This is a genomic window from Streptomyces qaidamensis (genome assembly GCF_001611795.1).
GTDB lineage: Bacteria > Actinomycetota > Actinomycetes > Streptomycetales > Streptomycetaceae > Streptomyces > Streptomyces qaidamensis.
Window position 1 is genome coordinate 7,005,492 of sequence record NZ_CP015098.1, and the last position, 19,812, is coordinate 7,025,303.

A 19,812-nucleotide genomic window follows, 5' to 3' on the forward strand; every position below is an offset into this window, starting at 1 on the left:
GCCCCTGAACCCCCTGACCGGACGGATCAGGGCTGCTCCAGCAACCGCTTGCGCAACTCGGCCACGTCGAAGTCCGCCTTCGGGTACCGCGGATCCAGCTCCTCGAAGTGCTCCAGGAGCAGCGTGCTGACAGCCCAGTTGCGGTACCACTTGTGGTCGGCCGGGATCAGGTACCAGGGGGCGTAGGAGGTGCCGCAGCGCTCCAGGGCGATCTCGTAGGCCTCCTGGAACGCGGGCCACAGGGCGCGGTCGTCGATGTCGGAAGCGGCGAACTTCCAGCGCTTCTCCGGCTTGTCGAGGCGCTTGAGCAGCCGGCGGCGCTGCTCGTCGGGGGACAGGTGCAGGAAGCACTTGACCAGGGTCATGCCGTCGTCGGCGAGGGACCGCTCGAAACGGTTGATCTGCTCGTAGCGCCGGGCGATCTCGGGGGCGGGGGCGAGCTCCCGGACGCGGGCGATCAGCACGTCCTCGTAGTGGGAGCGGTCGAAGATGCCCAGTTCGCCGCGGACCGGGAGCGCCTGCTCGACCCGCCACAGGAAGGGGTGCGCGCGCTCCTCGGCGGTGGGTGCCTTGAACGCCGTGATCCGGCAGCCGGAGGGATTGAGCAGGCCGATGACGTGCTTGACCGTGCCGCCCTTGCCGCTGGTGTCCATGCCCTGCAGGACCAGCAGCACGCGGCGCCGGTCTCCCTTGGTGCTGGCCGCCCACAGGCGTTCCTGGAGGACGGCGAGGCGCTCGCCGGTCCGGGCGGTGGCGGCCTTGCCGGCCTCCTTGCCGTCGGGGCCGGCGGGGGTGCCGGCGGCGTCGTGGCGGGCCAGGTCGACCGGCTCGCCGATGGGCAGGCGCAGCCGGTCCCGCAGTGAGGTGCTGCGTTCGTGTGTCACCGGGGCCCCCTTGCGGTCGTGTGCCTCGATGGTCCGGGCGGGGCGCCGGGCGTCGCACCCGCCGCCCCGGCCGGGCGGAGCGCCGGCTAGCGGCGCCAGGGGCCCGTCACCGCGAACGTGGTGCCGGGCCGGTAGCAGTTGACGTACATCGTGTCGCCGTCGGGTGAGAAGGTCACCCCGGCGAACTCGCCCCACTCGGGCTCCTGCTCGGTGCCGATGTTCTGCCGGTTGCGCGCCATCGCGTAGACCTCGCCGCGCCGGGTGACCCCGTAGACGTGCTGGGCGCCGTCGCCGTCCTCGCAGACCATGAGGCCGCCGCCGGCCGCCAGGCAGATGTTGTCCGGCGACTCGCCCGGCAGTTGCACATCGGTGTCCGGGCCGAAGACGATCACGAGGGTGAGCCGGCGGCGTTCCGGGTCGTAGCGCCAGACCTGCCCGAAGTGGTCGGCGGCCGAACCGTCCGACCGGCGCGCGAAGGACGACACGAAGTACACCGAACGGCCGCCCCAGTAGCAGCCCTCCAGCTTCTGCGCGTGCGTGATGCCCTTGCGGCCGAAGTCCTGGAACCGGATCGGCGTCTGCGCGGCCTGCGGGTCCGGGACGTCGGCCCACTCGACGCGGTCGAACTCGGCGCCGACGTCCTGGATGGACGACAGGTCCGGCACCCCGGGCACCCGCATGGCCTGGAGCCGGCCGCCCGCGCGCAGGGAACCCCTGCCGCCCAGCGGCCGGTCCGGAAGGAAGCGGTAGAAGAGGCCGAAGGGCTTCTCGAAGGCGTCCTCGGTCTCGTAGACCACGCCCCGGCGGGGATCGACGGCGATCGCCTCGTGCGCGAAGCGGCCCATCGCGGTCAGCGGCACGGCCCCGGTGCGGTGCGGGTCGGCCGGGTCGACCTCGAAGATGAAGCCGTGGTCCTTGGTGTAGCCGTTGGTCCCGGCCCTGTCCTCGGTCTCCTCGCAGGTCAGCCAGGTATCCCAAGGGGTGGGGCCGCCCGCGCAGTTCACGGCCGTACCGGCGATCGCGACGCGCTCCGACTGCACCCTGTTGCGGGAGTCCAGCGTCAGTGCCGTGCAGCCGCCCTTGCCGGCCGGGTCGTAGGTGAGGCCCTCGACGGCCGGGACCGGGACCTTGCCGTCGGCGCGGTTCTCGTGGTTGCGGACCAGGTGGACCCGGCCGCCTCTGCCTCCGAAGGCCGCCATGCCGTCGTGGTTGGAGGGAACCCGGCCCTCCCCGGAGCGGAGTTCGTCTCCCTCGCGGGAGAGGATCCGGTAACCGAAACCTTTCGGCAGGTCGAGAACGCCCTTCGGGTCGGGGACGAGCGGTCCGTAGCCGGTGCGGCCGAGGCCCTGCGCGGCGGCGGTGCCGGTGAAGAGTTCGGACAGGGCGCCGGAGAACGCGATCCCGACGCCCAGGGCGCCCGTTCCGGCGAGCATCTGACGTCGTGTGGCGGAGCGACCGGATGCGGTCATGGGGAAACCTTCCTGCTGGCGGACAGGAACTGTGATCCCGCTGTGTCTATCACCTGGTGCGGGCGGCGGGAACCACGCGCGTAGCACGGGTCACTGCTCTACGGCGCGCCGCAGCTGCTCCATGGCCTCTTCGGCCTGTTCCGTGCGGTCGACGGCGCCCTCAGCGAGCTCCGCCTGTTCCGCCGCCCCGGCGTGTCCCGGGGCCTGCGCTGCGGGCTGCTGTCCTCGCTCCAGGAACCGCAGGAGCTCCACCGGGATGGGCAGGACCAGTGTGGAGTTCTTCTCCGCCGCCACCGCCATGACGGTCTGGAGCAGCCGGAGCTGGAGCGCCGAGGGCGTGTCGGCCATCTGCTGGGCGGCCTGGGACAGCTTCTTCGAGGCCTGGTACTCGGCGTCGGCGTTGATCAGCCGGGCCCGCCGCTCGCGGTCGGCCTCGGCCTGGCGGGCCATGGAGCGCTTCATGGTGTCCGGCAGGGAGACGTCCTTGATCTCCACGCGGTCGATGGTCACGCCCCACTCCACGGCCGGGCTGTCGATCATCAGCTCCAGACCCTGGTTGAGCTTCTCCCGGTTGGACAGCAGATCGTCCAGCTCGCTCTTGCCGATGATCGAGCGCAGGGAGGTCTGGGCCATCTGTGAGACGGCGAAGCGGTAGTCCTCGACGTTGACGATCGCGGCCGCCGGGTCCACGACCTTGAAGTACACCACCGCGTCGACCCGTACCGTCACGTTGTCGCGGGTGATGCCCTCCTGGGCGGGGATCGGCATGGTCACGATCTGCAGGTTGACCTTGCGCATCCGGTCCACCGCGGGGACCACGAGATTGAACCCGGGCCGCCGCACGTCCCCGTGCAGGCGCCCGAGCCGGAAGACGACCCCGCGCTCGTACTGCTTGACGACCCGCGCCGCGGAGGCCACGTACACCAGCGCGCCGGCCCCGACGGCGGCCACCACACCGACCAGCTCTTCGACCATGCCGACCTCCCTGTTCAGAGGTCCGAATCCGTCTGCTCATAACGATATGCCCGAAATGGGGCGTGGGGCCATGCCCCTGGATCCCGGCCGGAACGGGGGCGGACGCACGTGGTCCGGGGGGCGCGGGTGCGCACCCCGGACCAGGGCCCGGGCGACCGGGACCGGCGGCTAGGCGGTGACCTTCTCCGCCGGGGCCACCTCGGGCTCCGTGACCTTCACCGGCTCCGTGCCCGTCGCGCTGTGGCGCGCGGCCCAGTTCTCCAGGGCCGTACGGCAGGCGTGGTCGAGGTGGTGCAGGCCGGAGAGGTCCAGCTCGACCGGGCGGTCCTGCGGCAGGCTCTCCAGGCTGTCGAGGATCTTCGGCAGGCGCAGGAAGGTCGCGTTGCCGGACAGGTACGCCTGGATCGGGCCGGCGCCCTTGTCGATGATCTCCATCTTGAGGTGCGAGGCCTCCCAGGCGGTCTTGACGACCGACAGGGCCAGACCGATGAGCACGCCCTCGAACATGTTCACCGCGACGATCGACACGGCGGTGACGACCAGGATGAGCGCCTCACCGCGGTGCTCCTTCCACAGCGGCACGATCTTGGCGAACGGGATCAGCTTCCAGCCCGCGTGGACCAGGATGCCGGCGAGGGCGGGCAGCGGGATCAGGGCCAGCGTGGAGGGCAGCAGCGCGGCGAACAGCAGCAGCCACACACCGTGCATCACCCGGGACGCCTTGGTCCTGGCACCCGCGCTGACGTTGGCGGAGCTGCGGACGATGACCGCGGTCATCGGCAGTGCGCCGAGCACACCGCAGATCGTGTTGCCCGCGCCCTGCGCCATCAGCTCCTTGTCGTACTGCGTGCGCGGACCGTCGTGCAGCCGGTCCACCGCGGCGGCGCTGAACAGGCTCTCGGCGGAGGCGATCAGGGTGAAGGCGACGATCGTGCCGATGATGCCGACGCCCACACCGCCGAAGGTGTCCAGGCCGGGCGGCTGGATGGAGTCCAGCAGACCCTGGACCTCGACCGTGGCGACCGGCAGGTCGAAGACGGCGTTGGCCGCGATCGCCAGGAGCACGGCGGCGAGCGCGCCGGGCACGGCCTGTGCCTTCTTCGGTAGCTTCTTCCACAGCACCATCACCGCGATGGTGGCCGCGCCGAGCACGAGGGACGTGATCGCCGCCGTGCTGCCGGCCGCGTCGACGGCGGCACCGGGCAGGCCCAGGATCTTGTCGATGCCGGAGGCGGGTGCCTTCAGCCCGGCCGTCGCATACAGCTGGCCGGCTATGAGCACCAGACCGATTCCGGCCAGCATGCCCTCGACGACCGAGACAGAGATCGCGCGGAACCAGCGGCCGAGCTTCAGCGCGCCCATGATCAGCTGGAGCAGACCGGCGGCCAGCACGATGATGCCGAGCGCGGGCAGTCCGTACTCCTGGACCGCCTCGAAGACGAGCACGGTCAGACCGGCGGCCGGGCCGGACACCTGCAGGCTGCTGCCCGGCAGGAATCCGGTGACGAGACCGCCCACGATGCCGGTGACCAGGCCGAGTTCGGCCGGGACGCCGGAGGCCACGGCCACGCCCACGCACAGCGGGAGCGCGACCAGGAACACGACGAGAGAGGCGGTGAAGTCCTGCCTGAGGTAAGGGAACTTGGTCATGGTGCCCCTCACAGCTTCTCGAAGGTGTCGGTGTCCGCGCGGTGTTCGCGCACGGTCCCCGTGTGGACCTCGTAGAACCAGGCGCGCAGGCCGAGGCGGCCCTCCGCCAGCCGGCGCTCGACGCACGGGTAGGACCGCAGCCGGAGCACCTGGGTGAGGGCGTGGTTCTGCACGGCCTCGGTGACCGTCGGGTCGGCCGGGTCCGAGCACGCGGGCTCGTCGGCCGCGCGGGCGAGCCAGTCGCGTACCGCCGGCACGGCGGCGAGGTCGTCGCCGCGTACCACCGCGCCCACGGCGCCGCAGTGCGAGTGGCCGCAGACCACGATCTCCTTGACGCCGAGGACCTCCACGGCGTACTCGATCGTGGCCGCCTCCGAGGTGGGGTGCTCGAAGGAGTGCGGGGGAACGACGTTGCCCGCGGTGCGCAGCTCGAAGAGCTCGCCGGGACGGGCGCCCGTGATCAGGGCCGGTACGACCCTGGAGTCGGAGCAGGTGATGAACAGGACGTCGGGGGACTGGCCCTCGGCGAGGTGGGCGAACTCCTCAGGGCGCTGTCCGAAGGTGCGGGCGTTGTCGATGAGGGGTTGCATGAGTGTGGTGACTCCTCCTGGCGCGCAGTGGGGGCGCGTCGGACGGGCATGACAGGGGGTGGGGGGAACTGCTCCGCCGCTCAGCAGCGGAAGACCTGCAGTGCCGCCGGGGTGTGCGACGTCGAGGATCTCGACGTGCGGTGATGCGCGGCGCCGGGTCTGACCGGTTCCTGTTCCGTCGGCTGGATGTGCCGTCGCAGCGGCCGCTCGGGCGCCGAGGGCGCCGGGTCGGCGGTGTGGGACCGGTCGCGGGTGCGCAGGGGACCGGTCGGGTCCCCGTGGTGTCCGGCGCGACAGTCGGCCATCTCGTCGCGCAGAGCCTTCCCGGGAGACTTGTGTCCGGGACGCGAGGACTTGCCGGAAGGTTTGGTTCCGGGCTGGGCGTTGGCCTCGGCTTGACTGTGCGTGTGCGCGGATGCGAAGGACGCGGTCGGTGCGAAGAACTGAAGGGCGAGCAGGACGGCGGCGAGGAGCGAAACCACGGTCCGTGCCGTCGTACCTCGGTACATGCGCCCCCCTTCAGGTTCTTCACACGTCTAGTGCGGACCAATGGTTGGTCAACGACTGGTCAAGAAACACGTTAACCCTGCAAGGTCGTTTGCAGGGTTAACTTAACGTTTCAAGCTGAAGAGAGCCTGAAAACCGAGGGCGGGATGGCTTGAACCGGCCCTTTCCCTCGGGCGGTTGGCACGGTATTGGGGTTGTCGTTACCGGTGGTTCGCCAACTTGGCCGCGTCGCGGGCGAGGGCGGTGAGCCGGGAGATGGCCCGGAAGTACTTCTTGCGGTAGCCGCCGTTCAGCATCTCGTCGCTGAACAACTGGTCGAAGGGCAGGCCGGAGGCCAGCACGGGCACCTCGCGGTCGTACAGCCGGTCCGCGAGGACGACCAGCCTGAGGGCCGTCGACTGGTCGGGAACCGGCCGCACACCGGTGAGGCACACGGCCCTGATCCCGTCGGTCAGAGCGCCATACCGGCTGGGGTGGACGCGGGCCAGATGCTCCAGGAGGGGCGAGAACGCGTCGAGGGAGGCGCCCTCGGTGGCGTGCGCCACGCCGGTCACCTCTTCGTCGGAGTGCGGCGGCGGGGCCTCGGGCAGACCGCGGTGGCGGTAGTCCTCGCCGTCGATGCGCAGGGCCCGGAAGTGTGCCGACAGGCCCTGGATCTCGCGCAGGAAGTCGGCCGCCGCGAACCGGCCCTCGCCGAGCTTGCCGGGCAGCGTGTTGGAGGTGGCGGCGAGCGCCACGCCCGCGTCGACCAGCTTGCCGAGCAGGGTGGACACCAGGACGGTGTCGCCCGGGTCGTCGAGCTCGAACTCGTCGATGCACAGCAGGCGGTGACCGGACAGCGTCCGGACGGTCTGCTGGAACCCGAGGGCGCCGACCAGGTTGGTCAGCTCCACGAAGGTGCCGAACGCCTTCAGCCCGGGCTCGGCCGGGGTGGCGTGCCACAGGGACGCCAGCAGGTGGGTCTTGCCCACGCCGTAGCCGCCGTCGAGGTAGACGCCGCGCGGGCCGACGGGAGCCTTCTTGGGCGCCTTGCCGAAACCGAACAGCCGCCGCTTTCCGGAGCCTTCGGCCGCCGCGCCGAGGCCCGCCGCGAAACCCTCCAGGACCCGGACCGCCTCGGTCTGGCTGGACTGGTTCGGGTCGGGGATGTACGTGCTGAAGCGGACCGAGTCGAACCGCGGCGGCGGCACCATCTCGGCGACCAGCCGGTCCGCGGGGACATGCGGCTCACGCGCGCACAGGGACAGCGGGGCCGGGTCGGTTATGGGGCCGCTTCCGGAGGGGGCCAGGGGAGAGGACACGGTTCACCATGCTACGGCGCGTGGAACACTGCACGGCATGCGACGTCTGTTCCCTGTGACCGATGAAACAGCAGTTCCGGCGCCGGGTGGCGCGTCCGGTGGGGGCGCCGGGCGGGAGTGGAGCCTGGAGGAGCTGGCCGCCGCGTACGCCTATCCCGAGCCGGGGCCCGGTGGCCCGGCCCCGTGGCTGCGCGCCAACATGGTGTCCACGCTGGACGGGGCCGCCCAGCACGACGGCCGTTCGCAGCCCATCTCCAGCGCCACCGACATGCGGATCTTCGGCACGCTGCGGGCGCTCGCGGACGTCGTGGTCGTCGGCGCGGAGACGGTACGCAGGGAGGGGTACCGGCCGGCCCGGGCGCGCGAGGACTTCGCGGCGATGCGGGAGGCGGCCGGGCAGGGGCCCGCGCCCGCGATCGCCGTGGTCACCGCCGGCCTCGACCTGGACTTCTCGCTGCCGCTGTTCACCTCGCCCCTGGTGCCCACCCTGATCCTCACGGGCGCCTCGGCCGCCCCGGACCGGGTCGCCGCCGCCGAGCGGGCGGGCGCCCGGGTGGTGATCGCCGGAGACGGCATCGGCGTGGATCCCGCCCGCGCCGTCCGGGCCCTCGCCGACCTCGGCCACACCCGGCTGCTCACCGAGGGCGGCCCGCGGCTGCTCGGGCAGATCGTCGCGGCCGGCGTGCTCGACGAGCTGTGCCTGACCGTCGCCCCGATGCTCACGGCGGGCGAGGCGCAGCGCATCGCCGGGGGGCCGGCGGTCACGGTCCCGCACCGTTTCGGGCTGGTGTCGATGCTGGAGGAGGACGGCTTCCTGTTCACGCGGTACGGGCGGAAGCGGCAGGCGTACTGAAACTGTGGGCCCGGGGTACAAGGTGTCGGCGGCCGGGCCGGCCGGCCTTCCGGTACGTCCGGAAGCGCGGGCAAACGCCGCCGTTGGTCCGTTCACCGGCTGAATATGCCGTTCCGTTAGGGTTTCGGAGGGCACACTGGATCCGGCAGTACCCGTGCGAACGCGGGGCAGGATGGTTTCCGCAGGGCCCGGCACGGCCCGCGGAGGAGTGGGGCCACGGGCCCCGGAGCAGAAGGGGCGCCTGGTGTTCACAAGCGTATTGATGATCGAGAAGGCGCTGACGTCCGCCGACGTGGAGTTCGTCACCACCTTGCACGGGGAGGAGCAGGTCTCCTTCCATGTGCTGCTGCAGCCGCGCGGCGAGCAGGCGGACCGCCTGCTGCGGGCCATCGACGACGTGGCGCTCGGCGAGCTCGACGAGGCCGTCCGCGAGGGCGAGACGCCGGAGGGGGAGGAGGCGCTGAGCGTGGGGCAGCGGGCGCTGGAGGTGTCACTCGCCGCGCTGCGTTCCTCGGGCAGTCCCGCCGAGGGGCGGCTGATCGAGGACCATCCGCTGGACGCGCTCAAGTCGCTGGTGGAGGAGGCCGGGGCCGACGAGGTCATCGTGCTGACCGATCCCCACTACGTGGAGGAGTTCTTCCACCGGGACTGGGCCTCCCGGGCCCGGCACAAGGTGGGGGTGCCGGTGCTGAAGCTGTTCTCGCACAGCAAGGCGTAGGGGCGGGTCGTCCTGGTTCGTCGGGTGCGGGCCGGTGGTGGTTGCGCGCGCAGTTCCCCGCGCCCCTGGGGCGGCCACAGCACTCCCCGTTCCTGAAATAGGCTGGGGGCGCTCACCGTCGTCGCTCGCTTTTGGAGATCTGCATGGCAGCCGGCCTTCCTCCCGCCATGGACCGACCGCACTTCATCGGGATCGGTGGGGCCGGAATGTCGGGGATCGCGAAGATCCTCGCGCAGCGCGGGGCCGTCGTGGCGGGCAGTGACGCCAAGGAGTCGGCCACGGCCGAGGCGCTGCGGGCGCTGGGGGCGACCGTGCACATCGGGCACGCCGCCGAGCACCTCGCCGACGACGCCAGCTGTGTGGTCGTGTCGTCGGCGATCCGGCAGGACAACCCCGAGCTGGCCCGCGCGGCCGAGCTCGGCATCCCCGTCGTCCACCGGTCCGACGCGCTCGCCGCGCTGATGGACGGGCTGCGGCCGATCGCCGTCGCCGGTACGCACGGCAAGACGACCACGACGTCGATGCTGGCCGTGTCGCTGAGCGAGCTGGGCCTGAAGCCCTCGTACGCGATCGGCGGGGACCTGGACGCGCCCGGCTCCAACGCGCTGCACGGCGAGGGCGAGATCTTCGTCGCCGAGGCGGACGAATCGGACCGCAGCTTCCACAAATACGCCCCCGACGTGGCGATCGTCCTGAACGTCGAGCTCGACCACCACGCCAACTACGCCTCGATGGACGAGATCTACGCGTCGTTCGAGACGTTCGTGGACCGGATCACCGAGGGCGGCACGCTGGTGATCGCCGCCGACCACGACGGCGCCCGGGAGCTGACGCGCCGGGTCGCCGGCCGCGATGTGCGCGTGGTGACGTACGGCGAGTCCGAGGACGCCGGCGTGCGCATCCTGTCGGTGGTGCCGCAGGGGCTGAAGAGCGAGGTCACCGTGGTGCTGGAGGGACAGGAGCTGACCTTCGCGGTCTCCGTCCCCGGCCGGCACTACGCGCACAACGCGGTCGCCGCGCTGGCGGCGGGCGTGGCCCTCGGCGTCCCCGCGGCCGAGCTGGCCCGGGCGATCGCCGCGTACACGGGCGTGAAGCGGCGGCTCCAGCTGAAGGGCGAGGCCGCGGGCGTGCAGGTCATCGACTCCTACGCGCACCACCCCACCGAGATGACCGCCGACCTGGAGGCCATGCGCGCCGCGGCCGGCGACGCCCGGATCCTGGTCGTCTTCCAGCCCCACCTCTTCTCGCGGACGCAGGAGCTCGGCAAGGAGATGGGCCAGTCCCTGGCCCTCGCGGACGCCTCGGTCGTGCTCGACATCTACCCGGCCCGTGAGGACCCGATCCCGGGCGTGACGAGCGAGCTGATCATCGAGGCGGCCCGGGCGGCGGGCGCCGACGTGACGCCGGTGCACGACAAGGCGGACGTCCCGTCGGTCGTCGTGGGAATGGCGAAGCCGGGTGATCTCGTTCTCACCATGGGAGCGGGCGACGTCACCGACCTCGGCCCGCAGATCCTGGACCGTCTGTCGAACTGAGGGGCTGGAAGCTCATGGCGTACGACGTCGAGAAGCCGGACGAGCAGTGGCGCGCGGAGCTGAGCCCGGGCGAGTACGCGGTCCTGCGGCAGGCGGGCACCGAGCCCGCCTTCACCGGTGAGTACACCGACACCAAGACCCGGGGCGTCTACTCCTGCCGGGCCTGCGGCGCGGACCTGTTCACGTCGGAGACCAAGTTCGAGTCGCACTGCGGCTGGCCGTCCTTCTTCGACCCCAAGGACACCGACGCGGTGGAGCTGATCGAGGACCGCTCGCACGGCATGGTGCGGACCGAGGTGCGGTGCGCCCGGTGCGGCTCGCACCTCGGGCACGTGTTCGCGGGCGAGGGGTATCCGACGCCCACGGACCAGCGGTACTGCATCAACTCCATCGCGCTGCGGCTGGCCCCCGAGCAGGGCTGAGGCCCCGGCTTCAGCGGATCCGGCACTCCTGCTGGGTGAGGCGCTTCGTGTCGCCCGCGGTGCGTTTGCACAGCACCCGGGTCTCGGACGTGCCGTCGGCGGCGCGGCTGACCTCCTTGAGGACGATGCTGTGGCCGGTGCGGTCGCCGTAGAGCGGGGCGCCGGTGAAGTCGATGGTGCCGGTCGCCATGCCCTCGATCTTGACGCTGCGCAGGTTCACCCAGGTCGAGGGGCGGCTCTGCGGCCGGTCGCCGCGGGTGGCCGCCCAGAACAGGGCGCGGGTCGCGTCGTGCGAGAGGGCGGTCTGGCCGCTGGCCAGGGCCGGGCTGTCGTAGCGCAGGCGGTGGCCCCGCAGCCCCGGCAGGTGCTCGGCGGCGTCCTGGTAGAAGGCCGTCGTGGCGGCGGCCTTCTCCAGCTCCGCGAGGGCCGAGTGGTACAGCGTGACCTTCGGCGCGACGGAGTGGCCGCCGCCGGCGAAGTCGGCCTTGGACAGGTCGTCGCCGGTGAGGATGGCCAGGGGCTTCCCGGCGCAGCCCGGCTCGGTGCCCAGCTGCGTCATCAGGGGGTCGATGTCCTCCACCCGGCCCGCGAAGTAGACCACGGACGGGACCCGGTCGCCCCGGCAGATCTCCTGGGCGTGCGAGCGGAGTTCGGGCTTGCCGCCGCTGAGCGTGTAGCGGCGCTGCGGCAGCGGGGTGAAGCCCTGGCGCCGCAGCATCTCCTGACCGTAACGCGCCTGCTCGTCGGTGTAGAGGTCGTCGGTCCTCGCCGTGTCGCGGGCCAGGACGAGGGCGTACTGCCGCCCCTCGGGTCTGCGTAACTGGGCGGCTATCAGGCCGAGTTGCTTGGTCTGCCACTCGTCCGTGGCGGCCAGGCTGAACCAGTTGGCGAACTCGCGGGGCAGATACGTCGCGGAGTTCGTGCCGGAGACGACCGGCAGGCCGGCTTCCATCAGGATGCGGGTCGTGGCCCTGCTCGACTTCAGGTCGCGGCCGGTGCCGACGACCCCCACCACGGTCGGGTCGTGGCCGGCGTACGCGGCGATCGCCTTGGCCATCTCCTCCTGGTGGCCCAGGTCCACGCCGCCGTTGGCGATCAGGACGCGCAGCTTCACGCTGGAGTTCTCGTTGATGACGGCCTGCGCCAGATACACGCCGGCCAGTTCCTCGGCGCCCTTCACCAGGGAGGAGCCGGCCGAGGTGTCGGCGCTGAGCGGCCCGGCGTAGACGACGGTGACGTACTTCCCGGCGTGCCGGGCGAGGACGCCGGCGTTCTGCCGGGCGATGCGGTCCTCCAGGTCGGCCACCGTCCAGGGCGTCTCGTCGCCGGCCGTGAGCGCCTTGACGTCGTCGTCGCCGGGCTCGGGCGCGGGCAGCCAGTCGGCGAAGCGGACCTCGTCCGTCGCTATGCCGATGCACTCCGTGCGGCCGTCGGGTCCCTGCGCGCGCCGGGAGTCGCGGTTGGCGGTCAGCACCGACGCCGAGCAGTAGCGGTCGTTCAGGGCGTCGGCCCGCATGACGGTGCCCGCGGACAGCAGGGCGATCACCAGGACCAGGGTGTGCAGGGCCCACACCAGCCGGGCGAGCGTCGGACGTGTGGAGGCCCGCAGATGGTGACGGCCCTCCTCGACCGGACCCAGCTGGTCGTGCGGCAGCGGGATCTTCATCACCCACGGCAGGACGGACCGTTCCCGGCTGGGTGACTGCTCGGCGCGCAGGTTGCGGCCCCACTCGCGGTACCAGGTGCGCAGCCGGACACCGAACATGGGCGGCGCGGTGTCCGGGGCGGGGGCCGCCTGGACGACGCTGCGCTCCAGGCGCGGCACGTCGTGCGTGCGCACCGCGGCGACCACGAGCAGCGGGTCGAGCTCGCTGCGCCGGCTGCGGACGTCGCTGATGGCCCGGATCAGCTCGATGCCGCCGTTGCGGTCGTCCGCGTGCGGCAGGAACAGCATCGGCGGGCGCGGCCGTTTGAAGCCGCGCAGGTCCCAGCTCCAGCGCCGGTGGTTGTCCCGCAGGTCCTCGCGCAGCGCCAGCACGCACAGCTGGACGTGGAAGTCGCCACCCGCCGTGAGCGCCTCGGCCACGTCGTAGGCCCGGGCCGCGATCGCCTTCCAGGAGCGCACCGGCCGCAGCAGCGACACCTCGGTGGACTCCTCCTGGTCCGCCGCCCTCAGGAACGTCGTCGTCATGAACCAGCGGCTCTCCCGGCGCAGCCACAGGAAGATCGGCGCCCGCCCCGGCAGGACGTAGTTGAGGACGCTCAGCAGCAGCAGGAAGGCGAGACCGGCGCCCACCGCCACGTACCACTCGCTGCGGGCGAGGAGCGCGGCGAGCACGGTCACGAGGCTCGCCGGGAGGATGTGCGCCATGTCGAACAGCGGCAGCCCCGAACGCCAGCGGGCGGTGTTCTTCGGCCGCCAGCGCTGCTGCGCCAGTTCGTTGAGCAGTCGCTGCCGCTGGTCCTGCCCGGCCGCGGGGCTGCCCGGGACGGGTGCCGGCCAGCTGTCGCCGAGGGCCGCGACCGCGTCGTCGATGGCGTGCACCAGCCGCAGCCGCGGGAACGCGTAGCGCCGGTAGACCGCCTTCGGGCCGCCCCACCTGCGCGGGTCACTCAGCGCCCGCACCAGGGCGGCGGCCCGGCGGACCTCCGTGGGGCCCTCGTAGGCGTCCTGGACCACCGCGCAGCGCGTGCCGTGCGCCTCCTGGCCCGCGTACAGCTGCCGGACCAGCCCGGCCACCGCGTCGTCGTCCCTGTTCTCCTGCGCGTGCACGACGAACACCGGCATCGGTGGTTCGGTGCTGCGGCGGAAGTCCTGGATGAGGATTTCGAGCTGGTTCTGGAGGTGGCGCCCGGCGTCGCTCTCCGGCATGCCGTCATGGCCCCCAGGGCAGTCGGACGGCGTGCGATCGGCGTTCACCATGGGCAACCCCCGTTCACCTTCGGTGACTTACGAGGTTAACCGGTGCCGATGGGGTGCGAGTGGGTGATGCATGAACTCTTGTTCCGTCCGGGGCGTTGACGCCGCCCGCCCGGGCCGCCGGGGTGTCGCAGAAGACCGTGTCGCGGGTCGTCAACGGCGAACCGCACGTCAGACCCGAGGTGCGCGACCGGTGCTGAGGACCGTCCGTGCCCTGGACTACCGTCCCGACACCGTGGCACGGGCCCTGCTCCTCGGCCGCTACCGGCGCATCGGCGTGACCGCCGGCATCGGTCGCGGTGTCGCTGGTCGCCGCGATCGCACCGGGCGGGGAGAGCGCCGCAGGGAGGGGCTGGGCTCCCTCGCGGGCGTGGTGTGCTCCGTCGGCTTCCCCAGTCCCGACGGCGGGCTGGGCTGCGTCGCCGGGGTCGGGTCCCGGGCGTGGGGCCGGCTGGTCGACGGTCCGCGGCCCGCCGAGCCGCATCCGTTCCGCGAGCCGGCCGGGACCCCGCACCACGCGCCGTCCACCCCCGGCGACCTGTTCCTCCACATCAGGGCCGCCCGCACCGACCTGTGCTTCGCGCTCGCCGCCGCACTGGTGCGGCGGCTGCGCGGGGCGGCCACCGCGCGGGACGAGACGCAGGCCATCTCCTGCTTCGGCTCGCGCAACCTGCTCGGTCCCGTCGACGGCACGGAGAACCCGGTCGGGCCGGCGGCGGCCGACGCGGCGCTGGTCGGTGAGGATCCCGGCTTCCGGGGCGGCAGTTACGCGCCGGCGCAGAAGTACCTGCACGCCTGGGGCGCCCTCGCCGTCGAGGCGCGGGAGAAGGTGATGGGCCGCACCGAGCTCACCAACCTGGAACTCGACGCGCCCAGTTCGCACAAGGACGTCGACTCCGTCCTCGGCCCGGACGGCACGGAGCAGAAGATACTGCGCTCGGCGATGCCGTTCGGCAGGCCCGGGCACGGGGAGTTTCGGCACGTACTTCGTGTCCTACGCGCGCACACCGGCGATACCCGAGACGATGCTGCGCAAGATGTTCCCGGGCGGCCCGGGCTCGGGGCCCGACCCGCTGCTGGACTACTCGAGTGCCGTCACCGGCAGCCTGTTCTTCATCCCGCCCGCGGGCTTCCTCGACGCCCTGCCCGGCGGCTGACCCTCCGCCACCGGGAAACCCGTGCTCCGCAGCACCCGTCGCCCGGCGTCCACCGCGAACACCTCGCAGTGCTCCTGGGCCGCCGCCCACGCGACGCCCTCCACGCCGAGTGCGAACGCCGCCGTCGCGACCGTGTCCGCCTCCGTCAGGGTCGGGGCCACGACGGTCACGCCGAGCAGTCCCGTCGCCGGGCGGCCGGTCCGGCCGTCGAGGATGTGGTCGCCGCGCTCGTAGCGGGCCGAGGTCGCGACGGCCCGGTCGGTGAGGTCCAGTACCGCGCAGAGCCGGTCGGCCCGCTCGGGATGGCGGACGCCGACGCGCCAGGGCCCGCCGGAGGCGATCACGTCGCCGCCCGCGTTGAGGCAGAACCGCCTCGCCCCGGCCGCTTGCAGCAGCTCCGCTCCCTTCTGCACCGACCAGCCCTTCACCACGGCGCAGGGGTCGAGGCCGCGACCGGGCAGCCGCGCGTCGAAGGCGCCCCCGGTCGCCATCCGGTACTCCTCGCACAGGTCCAGGACCTCGCGGAGCCCCGGGCTCGGCTCGCGCACCTCGCCCCGGTCCAGCCGGGACACCTCGCTGTCCGGGCGGAACGGACTGAACCGCGCGTCGACCTCGCGCAGCCAGGCGAACAGGGCGTCCACCGGTGCCCCGGGGAAGTCCTCGTCGTCGATCCGCACCGACACCGGGAACCCCATGACGTGCTCGACGCGCCGCATCCCGTCAGCCCTTCGCGTCGATGGCGGCCTGGAGGGACTCCCGGTAGCCGTCGCTGGTGACCGTGGCGCCGGACACCGTGTCGATGTCGGCGCTCTGCGCCCGGAGCGTCTCCTCGATCAGCTTCGGCACGGCGGCCGTGGTCTGCGGGTGGTCCGGCTGCCGGAGCATCCGCACCGAGGCGATCTCGTCGCCGTCGAAGGTGACCTCGACCCGCACCGGGCCCTTCTCGGTGTCGACGAGCGACCCCGACACGACGGTGGTCGTGGTGCCGCCCGACGACGAGACCGAGGGAGTGGACGCCGGCGCCGCCGCCTGCGCGGGGGCCGACGACGACCCGGTGTCGTGCGAGGGTGCGTAGCGCCAGACCGGGATCAACCCGGCGACGCTCAGGACGAGGACGGGTATGGCTCGCTTCACGGATCTCTCCTCGTCATCCGGCCAGGCTGAAGCGTTCGAAGTGGGTCTGCGGCTTCGGCACGCCCAGCTCGCGCAGGCTGCCGAGCACCGCTTTCATCATGGGCGGCGGACCGCACAGGTAGACGTCCCGCTCGGCGATGTCCGGTACCAGCCGGGCCAGCTCCCGCGGCGCCAGCCGGTCCGGCACCGACGGGCCGGTGACCAGGTGCAGTTCGGCGCCCCGGGCGAGCGCGAGCTCGCGCAGCTCGTCGTAGAGCACGGCGTCCTGGTCCGTGGCCACGCGGTAGATCACGACCGCGTGGCCGTGCAGCTCCTCCAGCAGGGCCCGGATGGGGGTGACACCGACGCCGCCGGCGATGAGCACGGCGTCGGGGCGGGTGCGGTGCAGGGTGGTGAAGGCGCCGTAGGGGCCCTCGGCGAAGACGCGCGTGCCGACCTTCAGATGCCGCAGGGCGGCGCTGCCGTCACCGGCCCGCTTGGCGGTCAGACGCAGGGTGCGGCCGTCGGGGGCGGCGGACAGGGAGAACGGGTTCGCCTGCCACCAGCGGTCCTTCGTCAGGAACCGCCACAGGAAGAACTGCCCGGCCCGGGCGGGCAGCCGGTCCAGGTCGCGGCCCGTGATGTAGACCGAGACGACGTCATCGTTCTCCGGGACGACGGCCGTCACCCGGAGCCGGTGGCGCAGGTTGCGCCACAGCGGCAGCACCAGCCGGCCGGTGACCACCGAGGCCAGGGCCACGCCCCACACGGCGTACCAGTACGCCGTCGCCACCGGTGACGAGGCGAACGTCGTCCCGGCCGCGACCTGGTGCGTGAACGCCAGGACCACCGCCACGTAGGTGTACAGGTGAATGAAGTGCCAGGTCTCGTACGCCAGCCGGCGCCGGGCGTAGCGGGCCGAGACCACCCCGACCACGAGGATGATCGCCAGGGCGACGATCGCCCGCAGCACGCCCTCGACCGTCCCGGCGAGATCCACCAGCTGGTTCACCGGGTCCAGGGAGGAGGCCCGCGCGTAGCCGAAGACGATGAACACCGCGTGCGACAGCAGCAGCCACAGCACCGAGAAGCCCGTCCAGCGGTGCCAGGACGTCAGCCGGTCCATGCCGATCCGCCGGTCGAACCAGGGCAGCCGCGCCACCAGCAGCAGCTGGAACGCCATCAGCAGCGCTGCGTACAGCCCGGTCAGCCGCCCCAGCACGATCAGCGCGTTCGAGGCGAAACCTGCCTGCGCGAAGAACACGGCCACGACGACCGCGTTCGCCAGCAGCACCGCGTACAGACCGGCGCGGCCCACCACTCTGGGGCGCACACCGGGGCGGGTCACCGCCACGGGAGGTTGTCGGAGGGTCGTCACGGTCGGCAGCTCCTTGATCGGCTCCTGGGATACCGAGCTTGGCGCGGGGGAGCTGTCGGGAAGCTGTCGCTCAACTTTCAGGTTTTTATCGATCCCGCGGCGGGAGGGCACGCGGCTATGGCGGCGCCCGGCCCGTGCAGCAGTATGAGCTCGTGGAGAAAGTACGACTTCTCGTCGTCGACGACGACCCGCCCATCGCCGATCTCGTCGCGACCGTCGCCCGCTACGAGGGCTGGGACGCGGTCACGGCGTACACCGGCGAGGACGCGCTGGTGCGGGCCGCCGAGTTCCACCCGGACATCGTGGTGCTCGACCTGATGCTGCCCGGCGTGGACGGCTTCGGCGTCCTGGACCGGCTGCGCGCCTCCGGCACGATGGTGCCGGTGGTGTTCCTCACCGCCCGCGACGGCGTCGCCGACCGGGTCGCGGGCCTGACCCGGGGCGGCGACGACTACCTGGTCAAGCCGTTCGCCGTGGAGGAGCTGATGGCCCGGCTGCGGACCGTGCTGCGGCGCAGCGCCGGGCCCGCCTTCCAGCGGTCCGTGCTCCAGGTCGGCGACCTGACCATGGACGAGGACACCCGGGAGGTCCGGCGCGGCGAGCGACTGCTGTCGCTGACCCCCACCGAGTACGAGGTGCTGCGCTACCTCATGCGCAAGTCGCCCACCGTGCTGACCAAGGCGCAGATCCTCGACCACGTGTGGGAGTACGGCTTCGGCGGCCGCTCCAACGTCGTCGAGCTGGTCGTCAGCCGGCTGCGCCGCAAGCTCGACGAGACCGACGAGGGCGGCTCGCCGCTCATCCACACCGTGCGCGGGTTCGGGTACGTGCTGCGACAGGCCGCCGAGTGATCGCCCGGCTGCGCCGGGCCTACCGCGGAATGCGCCTGGGCACCCGGATGGCCCTCGGCCTCGGCGCCCTGTCCCTGGTCGTGTTCGCCGTCGTCGGCACGGCCCTGACGACGTACATGCGGGACTATCTGTCGGCCCAGCTCGACACCCAGCTGGCGCAAGCCCAGATCGCCCAGTCCAAGAGCATCGCGGACTACGGCACCCTCTCGGGCAAGAAGTACTACAGCTGGTTCTACGCCGTGTACGACGTGTCGGACGGCACGCCCGCGCTCCGCAGGCCCGAGGACCCGGCCGACCTGCCGAAGGACGTCGACGACTTCACCTCCCTGGCCCGGGCGCAGACCACCGCGCACACCGAACTCCTGCGCACCGAGCACCTCAAGGGCGCCGGCCCCTACCGGCTGCGCGCCTGCCAGGTCGAACCCGGGGTGGTCCTGGTCAGCGCCGCACCCCTGGAGGACATCGAGGACACCGTCGGGCAGCTGATCACGATCCAGGTCGTCACCTTCGCCCTCGCGCTCCTCGCGCTGGTCGTCTTCGGCCGCCGGATGCTGCGCCGGGGCCTGAAGCCGCTCAGCGACATGGCGTCCACGGCGCACGGCATCACCTCGCACGACCTGACCGAGTCGGCGGCCCGGCTGCCGCTGCGCGCCGACGGCCGGGACGGCGGGCCCGAGGTGGACGAACTGCGCACCGCCTTCAACACGATGCTGGAGCACATCGACGACTCCCTCGCCGTGCGCGCCGAGGCCGAGCAGCGACTGCGCCGCTTCGTCGCCGACGCCTCGCACGAGCTGCGCACCCCGCTGATGTCGGTGCGCGGCTACGCCGACCTCTTCCAGTACGCCGCCGCCAACGCCCCCGAGGAACGCGACCGGCACCTGGCCCGGCTGCGCGCCGAGGCCGCCCGCATGGGGATCCTCCTGGACGACCTGCTGCTGCTGGCCCGGCTGGACGCGGCGGAGGTGGAGGCGCCGCTGCGGATGGAGGACGCCGACCTGGCCGAGCTGGTGGGCCAGGCCGCGGACGCCTTCCGCGCGGGCCGCCCGGACCATCCGCTGACCGTCCTCGCGGGGCCGGGTCCGGTGCGGCTGCCGATGGACCCGCTGCGCATCCGGCAGGTCGTCGACAATCTCCTGACCAACGCGGCGGTGCACACCCCCGCCGGGACGAAGGTGTCGGTGGAGGTCGCCCTCGTGCCCGGCGCCGCCGAGGTGCGGGTCGCCGACACCGGGCCGGGCATCCCGCCCGACGACCGGGCGCGCGTCTTCGACCGCTTCTACCGCGTCGACAAGGCCCGCAGCCGCGACCGCGGCGGCAGCGGCCTGGGCCTCGCGGTCGCCCAGTCCCTGGTCCGCGCCCACGGCGGCCGGATCGAGCTGAACAGCGCACCGGGAGCAACGGTGTTCACGGTGCGCCTGCCCGCGCCGGGCGTACACCCGGCGGACCGGTGAGAGGCGCCCTCTAGACTCGTCCGGAAACAGCCCGT

General features: G+C 72.4%; 19 protein-coding genes and 1 pseudogene. 9 read left to right on the forward strand and 11 right to left on the reverse strand.

The window, feature by feature from the left end:
* Nucleotides 1–26: 26 nt before the first annotated feature.
* The 7 genes from A4E84_RS31030 to zapE all read right to left on the reverse strand — a co-directional run bounded on the left by A4E84_RS31030 (nucleotide 27) and on the right by zapE (nucleotide 7,376).
* Nucleotides 27–884, reverse strand: coding sequence for a PPK2 family polyphosphate kinase (locus A4E84_RS31030; protein WP_062929709.1), 858 nt, complete (start codon nucleotides 882–884; stop codon nucleotides 27–29).
* A gap of 86 nt (nucleotides 885–970) precedes the next feature.
* Nucleotides 971–2,353: an alkaline phosphatase PhoX gene (locus A4E84_RS31035; RefSeq protein WP_062929710.1), complete on the reverse strand. Its 1,383-nt coding sequence runs from the start codon at nucleotides 2,351–2,353 to the stop codon at nucleotides 971–973.
* Between the two features lie 90 nt (nucleotides 2,354–2,443).
* Complete coding sequence (locus A4E84_RS31040) at nucleotides 2,444–3,328, reverse strand: slipin family protein (protein ID WP_062929711.1); 885 nt, start codon at nucleotides 3,326–3,328, stop codon at nucleotides 2,444–2,446.
* 168 nt (nucleotides 3,329–3,496) lie between these two features.
* A complete protein-coding gene (locus A4E84_RS31045) occupies nucleotides 3,497–4,978 on the reverse strand; it encodes a SulP family inorganic anion transporter (protein WP_062929712.1) in 1,482 nt (493 codons plus the stop codon).
* 8 nt (nucleotides 4,979–4,986) lie between these two features.
* Nucleotides 4,987–5,568: a carbonic anhydrase gene (locus A4E84_RS31050; protein ID WP_033306802.1), complete on the reverse strand. Its 582-nt coding sequence runs from the start codon at nucleotides 5,566–5,568 to the stop codon at nucleotides 4,987–4,989.
* 80 nt (nucleotides 5,569–5,648) lie between these two features.
* Nucleotides 5,649–6,077, reverse strand: a complete 429-nt coding sequence (locus tag A4E84_RS31055) for a hypothetical protein (protein WP_062929713.1) — start codon at nucleotides 6,075–6,077, stop codon at nucleotides 5,649–5,651.
* A 198-nt stretch (nucleotides 6,078–6,275) separates the two neighbouring features.
* Complete coding sequence (gene zapE, locus A4E84_RS31060) at nucleotides 6,276–7,376, reverse strand: cell division protein ZapE (RefSeq protein ID WP_062929714.1); 1,101 nt, start codon at nucleotides 7,374–7,376, stop codon at nucleotides 6,276–6,278.
* 37 nt (nucleotides 7,377–7,413) lie between these two features.
* Here zapE and A4E84_RS31065 point away from each other — a divergent pair, with 37 nt between their 5' ends.
* The 4 genes from A4E84_RS31065 (at nucleotide 7,414) to msrB (ending at nucleotide 10,904) form a co-directional block, all read left to right on the forward strand.
* Entirely contained in the window at nucleotides 7,414–8,229 is an 816-nt protein-coding gene (locus A4E84_RS31065) for a pyrimidine reductase family protein (protein ID WP_062929715.1), read from the forward strand.
* A gap of 244 nt (nucleotides 8,230–8,473) precedes the next feature.
* Nucleotides 8,474–8,947: a beta/alpha barrel domain-containing protein gene (locus A4E84_RS31070; RefSeq protein ID WP_174569474.1), complete on the forward strand. Its 474-nt coding sequence runs from the start codon at nucleotides 8,474–8,476 to the stop codon at nucleotides 8,945–8,947.
* Nucleotides 8,948–9,090: 143 nt separating this feature from the next.
* A complete protein-coding gene (gene murC, locus A4E84_RS31075) occupies nucleotides 9,091–10,482 on the forward strand; it encodes a UDP-N-acetylmuramate--L-alanine ligase (protein WP_062929717.1) in 1,392 nt (463 codons plus the stop codon).
* A 14-nt stretch (nucleotides 10,483–10,496) separates the two neighbouring features.
* Complete coding sequence (msrB, locus tag A4E84_RS31080) at nucleotides 10,497–10,904, forward strand: peptide-methionine (R)-S-oxide reductase MsrB (protein WP_062929718.1); 408 nt, start codon at nucleotides 10,497–10,499, stop codon at nucleotides 10,902–10,904.
* 10 nt (nucleotides 10,905–10,914) lie between these two features.
* On the opposite strand, the gene A4E84_RS31085 is transcribed toward msrB, so the two are convergent.
* The gene (locus A4E84_RS31085; protein WP_062929719.1) at nucleotides 10,915–13,776 is read right to left on the reverse strand and encodes an ABC transporter substrate-binding protein; all 2,862 of its coding nucleotides are present in this window, start codon (nucleotides 13,774–13,776) and stop codon (nucleotides 10,915–10,917) included.
* Nucleotides 13,777–13,964: 188 nt separating this feature from the next.
* Between A4E84_RS31085 and A4E84_RS45525 the strand changes: the two genes are divergently transcribed.
* The 3 genes and pseudogenes from A4E84_RS45525 to A4E84_RS45535 all read left to right on the forward strand — a co-directional run bounded on the left by A4E84_RS45525 (nucleotide 13,965) and on the right by A4E84_RS45535 (nucleotide 14,981).
* A complete protein-coding gene (locus tag A4E84_RS45525) occupies nucleotides 13,965–14,024 on the forward strand; it encodes a hypothetical protein (protein ID WP_335340855.1) in 60 nt (19 codons plus the stop codon).
* 173 nt (nucleotides 14,025–14,197) lie between these two features.
* Nucleotides 14,198–14,734: pseudogene (locus A4E84_RS45530) on the forward strand (Dyp-type peroxidase); the annotation flags it as partial.
* Nucleotides 14,735–14,813: 79 nt separating this feature from the next.
* Entirely contained in the window at nucleotides 14,814–14,981 is a 168-nt protein-coding gene (locus tag A4E84_RS45535; protein WP_335340841.1) for a hypothetical protein, read from the forward strand.
* On the opposite strand, the gene A4E84_RS31090 is transcribed toward A4E84_RS45535, so the two are convergent.
* Genes A4E84_RS31090 through A4E84_RS31100 form a run of 3 tightly spaced genes read right to left on the reverse strand, consistent with a single transcriptional unit; the run spans nucleotide 14,906 to nucleotide 17,415 of the window.
* A complete protein-coding gene (locus A4E84_RS31090) occupies nucleotides 14,906–15,697 on the reverse strand; it encodes an FAD:protein FMN transferase (protein WP_062929720.1) in 792 nt (263 codons plus the stop codon). The two genes, A4E84_RS45535 and A4E84_RS31090, sit on opposite strands and share 76 nt — an antisense overlap.
* 4 nt (nucleotides 15,698–15,701) lie before the next feature.
* Nucleotides 15,702–16,115, reverse strand: coding sequence for an FMN-binding protein (locus A4E84_RS31095; RefSeq protein WP_062929721.1), 414 nt, complete (start codon nucleotides 16,113–16,115; stop codon nucleotides 15,702–15,704).
* Between the two features lie 13 nt (nucleotides 16,116–16,128).
* Nucleotides 16,129–17,415, reverse strand: a complete 1,287-nt coding sequence (locus A4E84_RS31100) for a ferredoxin reductase family protein (protein WP_062931670.1) — start codon at nucleotides 17,413–17,415, stop codon at nucleotides 16,129–16,131.
* A 209-nt stretch (nucleotides 17,416–17,624) separates the two neighbouring features.
* Between A4E84_RS31100 and A4E84_RS31105 the strand changes: the two genes are divergently transcribed.
* Nucleotides 17,625–18,323 carry a response regulator transcription factor gene (locus tag A4E84_RS31105; protein WP_062931671.1) on the forward strand — a complete coding sequence of 233 codons (699 nt, stop codon included), beginning with the start codon at nucleotides 17,625–17,627 and terminating at the stop codon, nucleotides 18,321–18,323.
* Nucleotides 18,320–19,777 (forward strand): sensor histidine kinase, encoded by a 1,458-nt coding sequence (locus A4E84_RS31110; protein ID WP_062929722.1) that lies wholly within the window; start codon nucleotides 18,320–18,322, stop codon nucleotides 19,775–19,777. The genes A4E84_RS31105 and A4E84_RS31110 overlap by 4 nt, the downstream gene beginning before the upstream one ends.
* The last annotated feature ends 35 nt before the right edge of the window (nucleotides 19,778–19,812 follow it).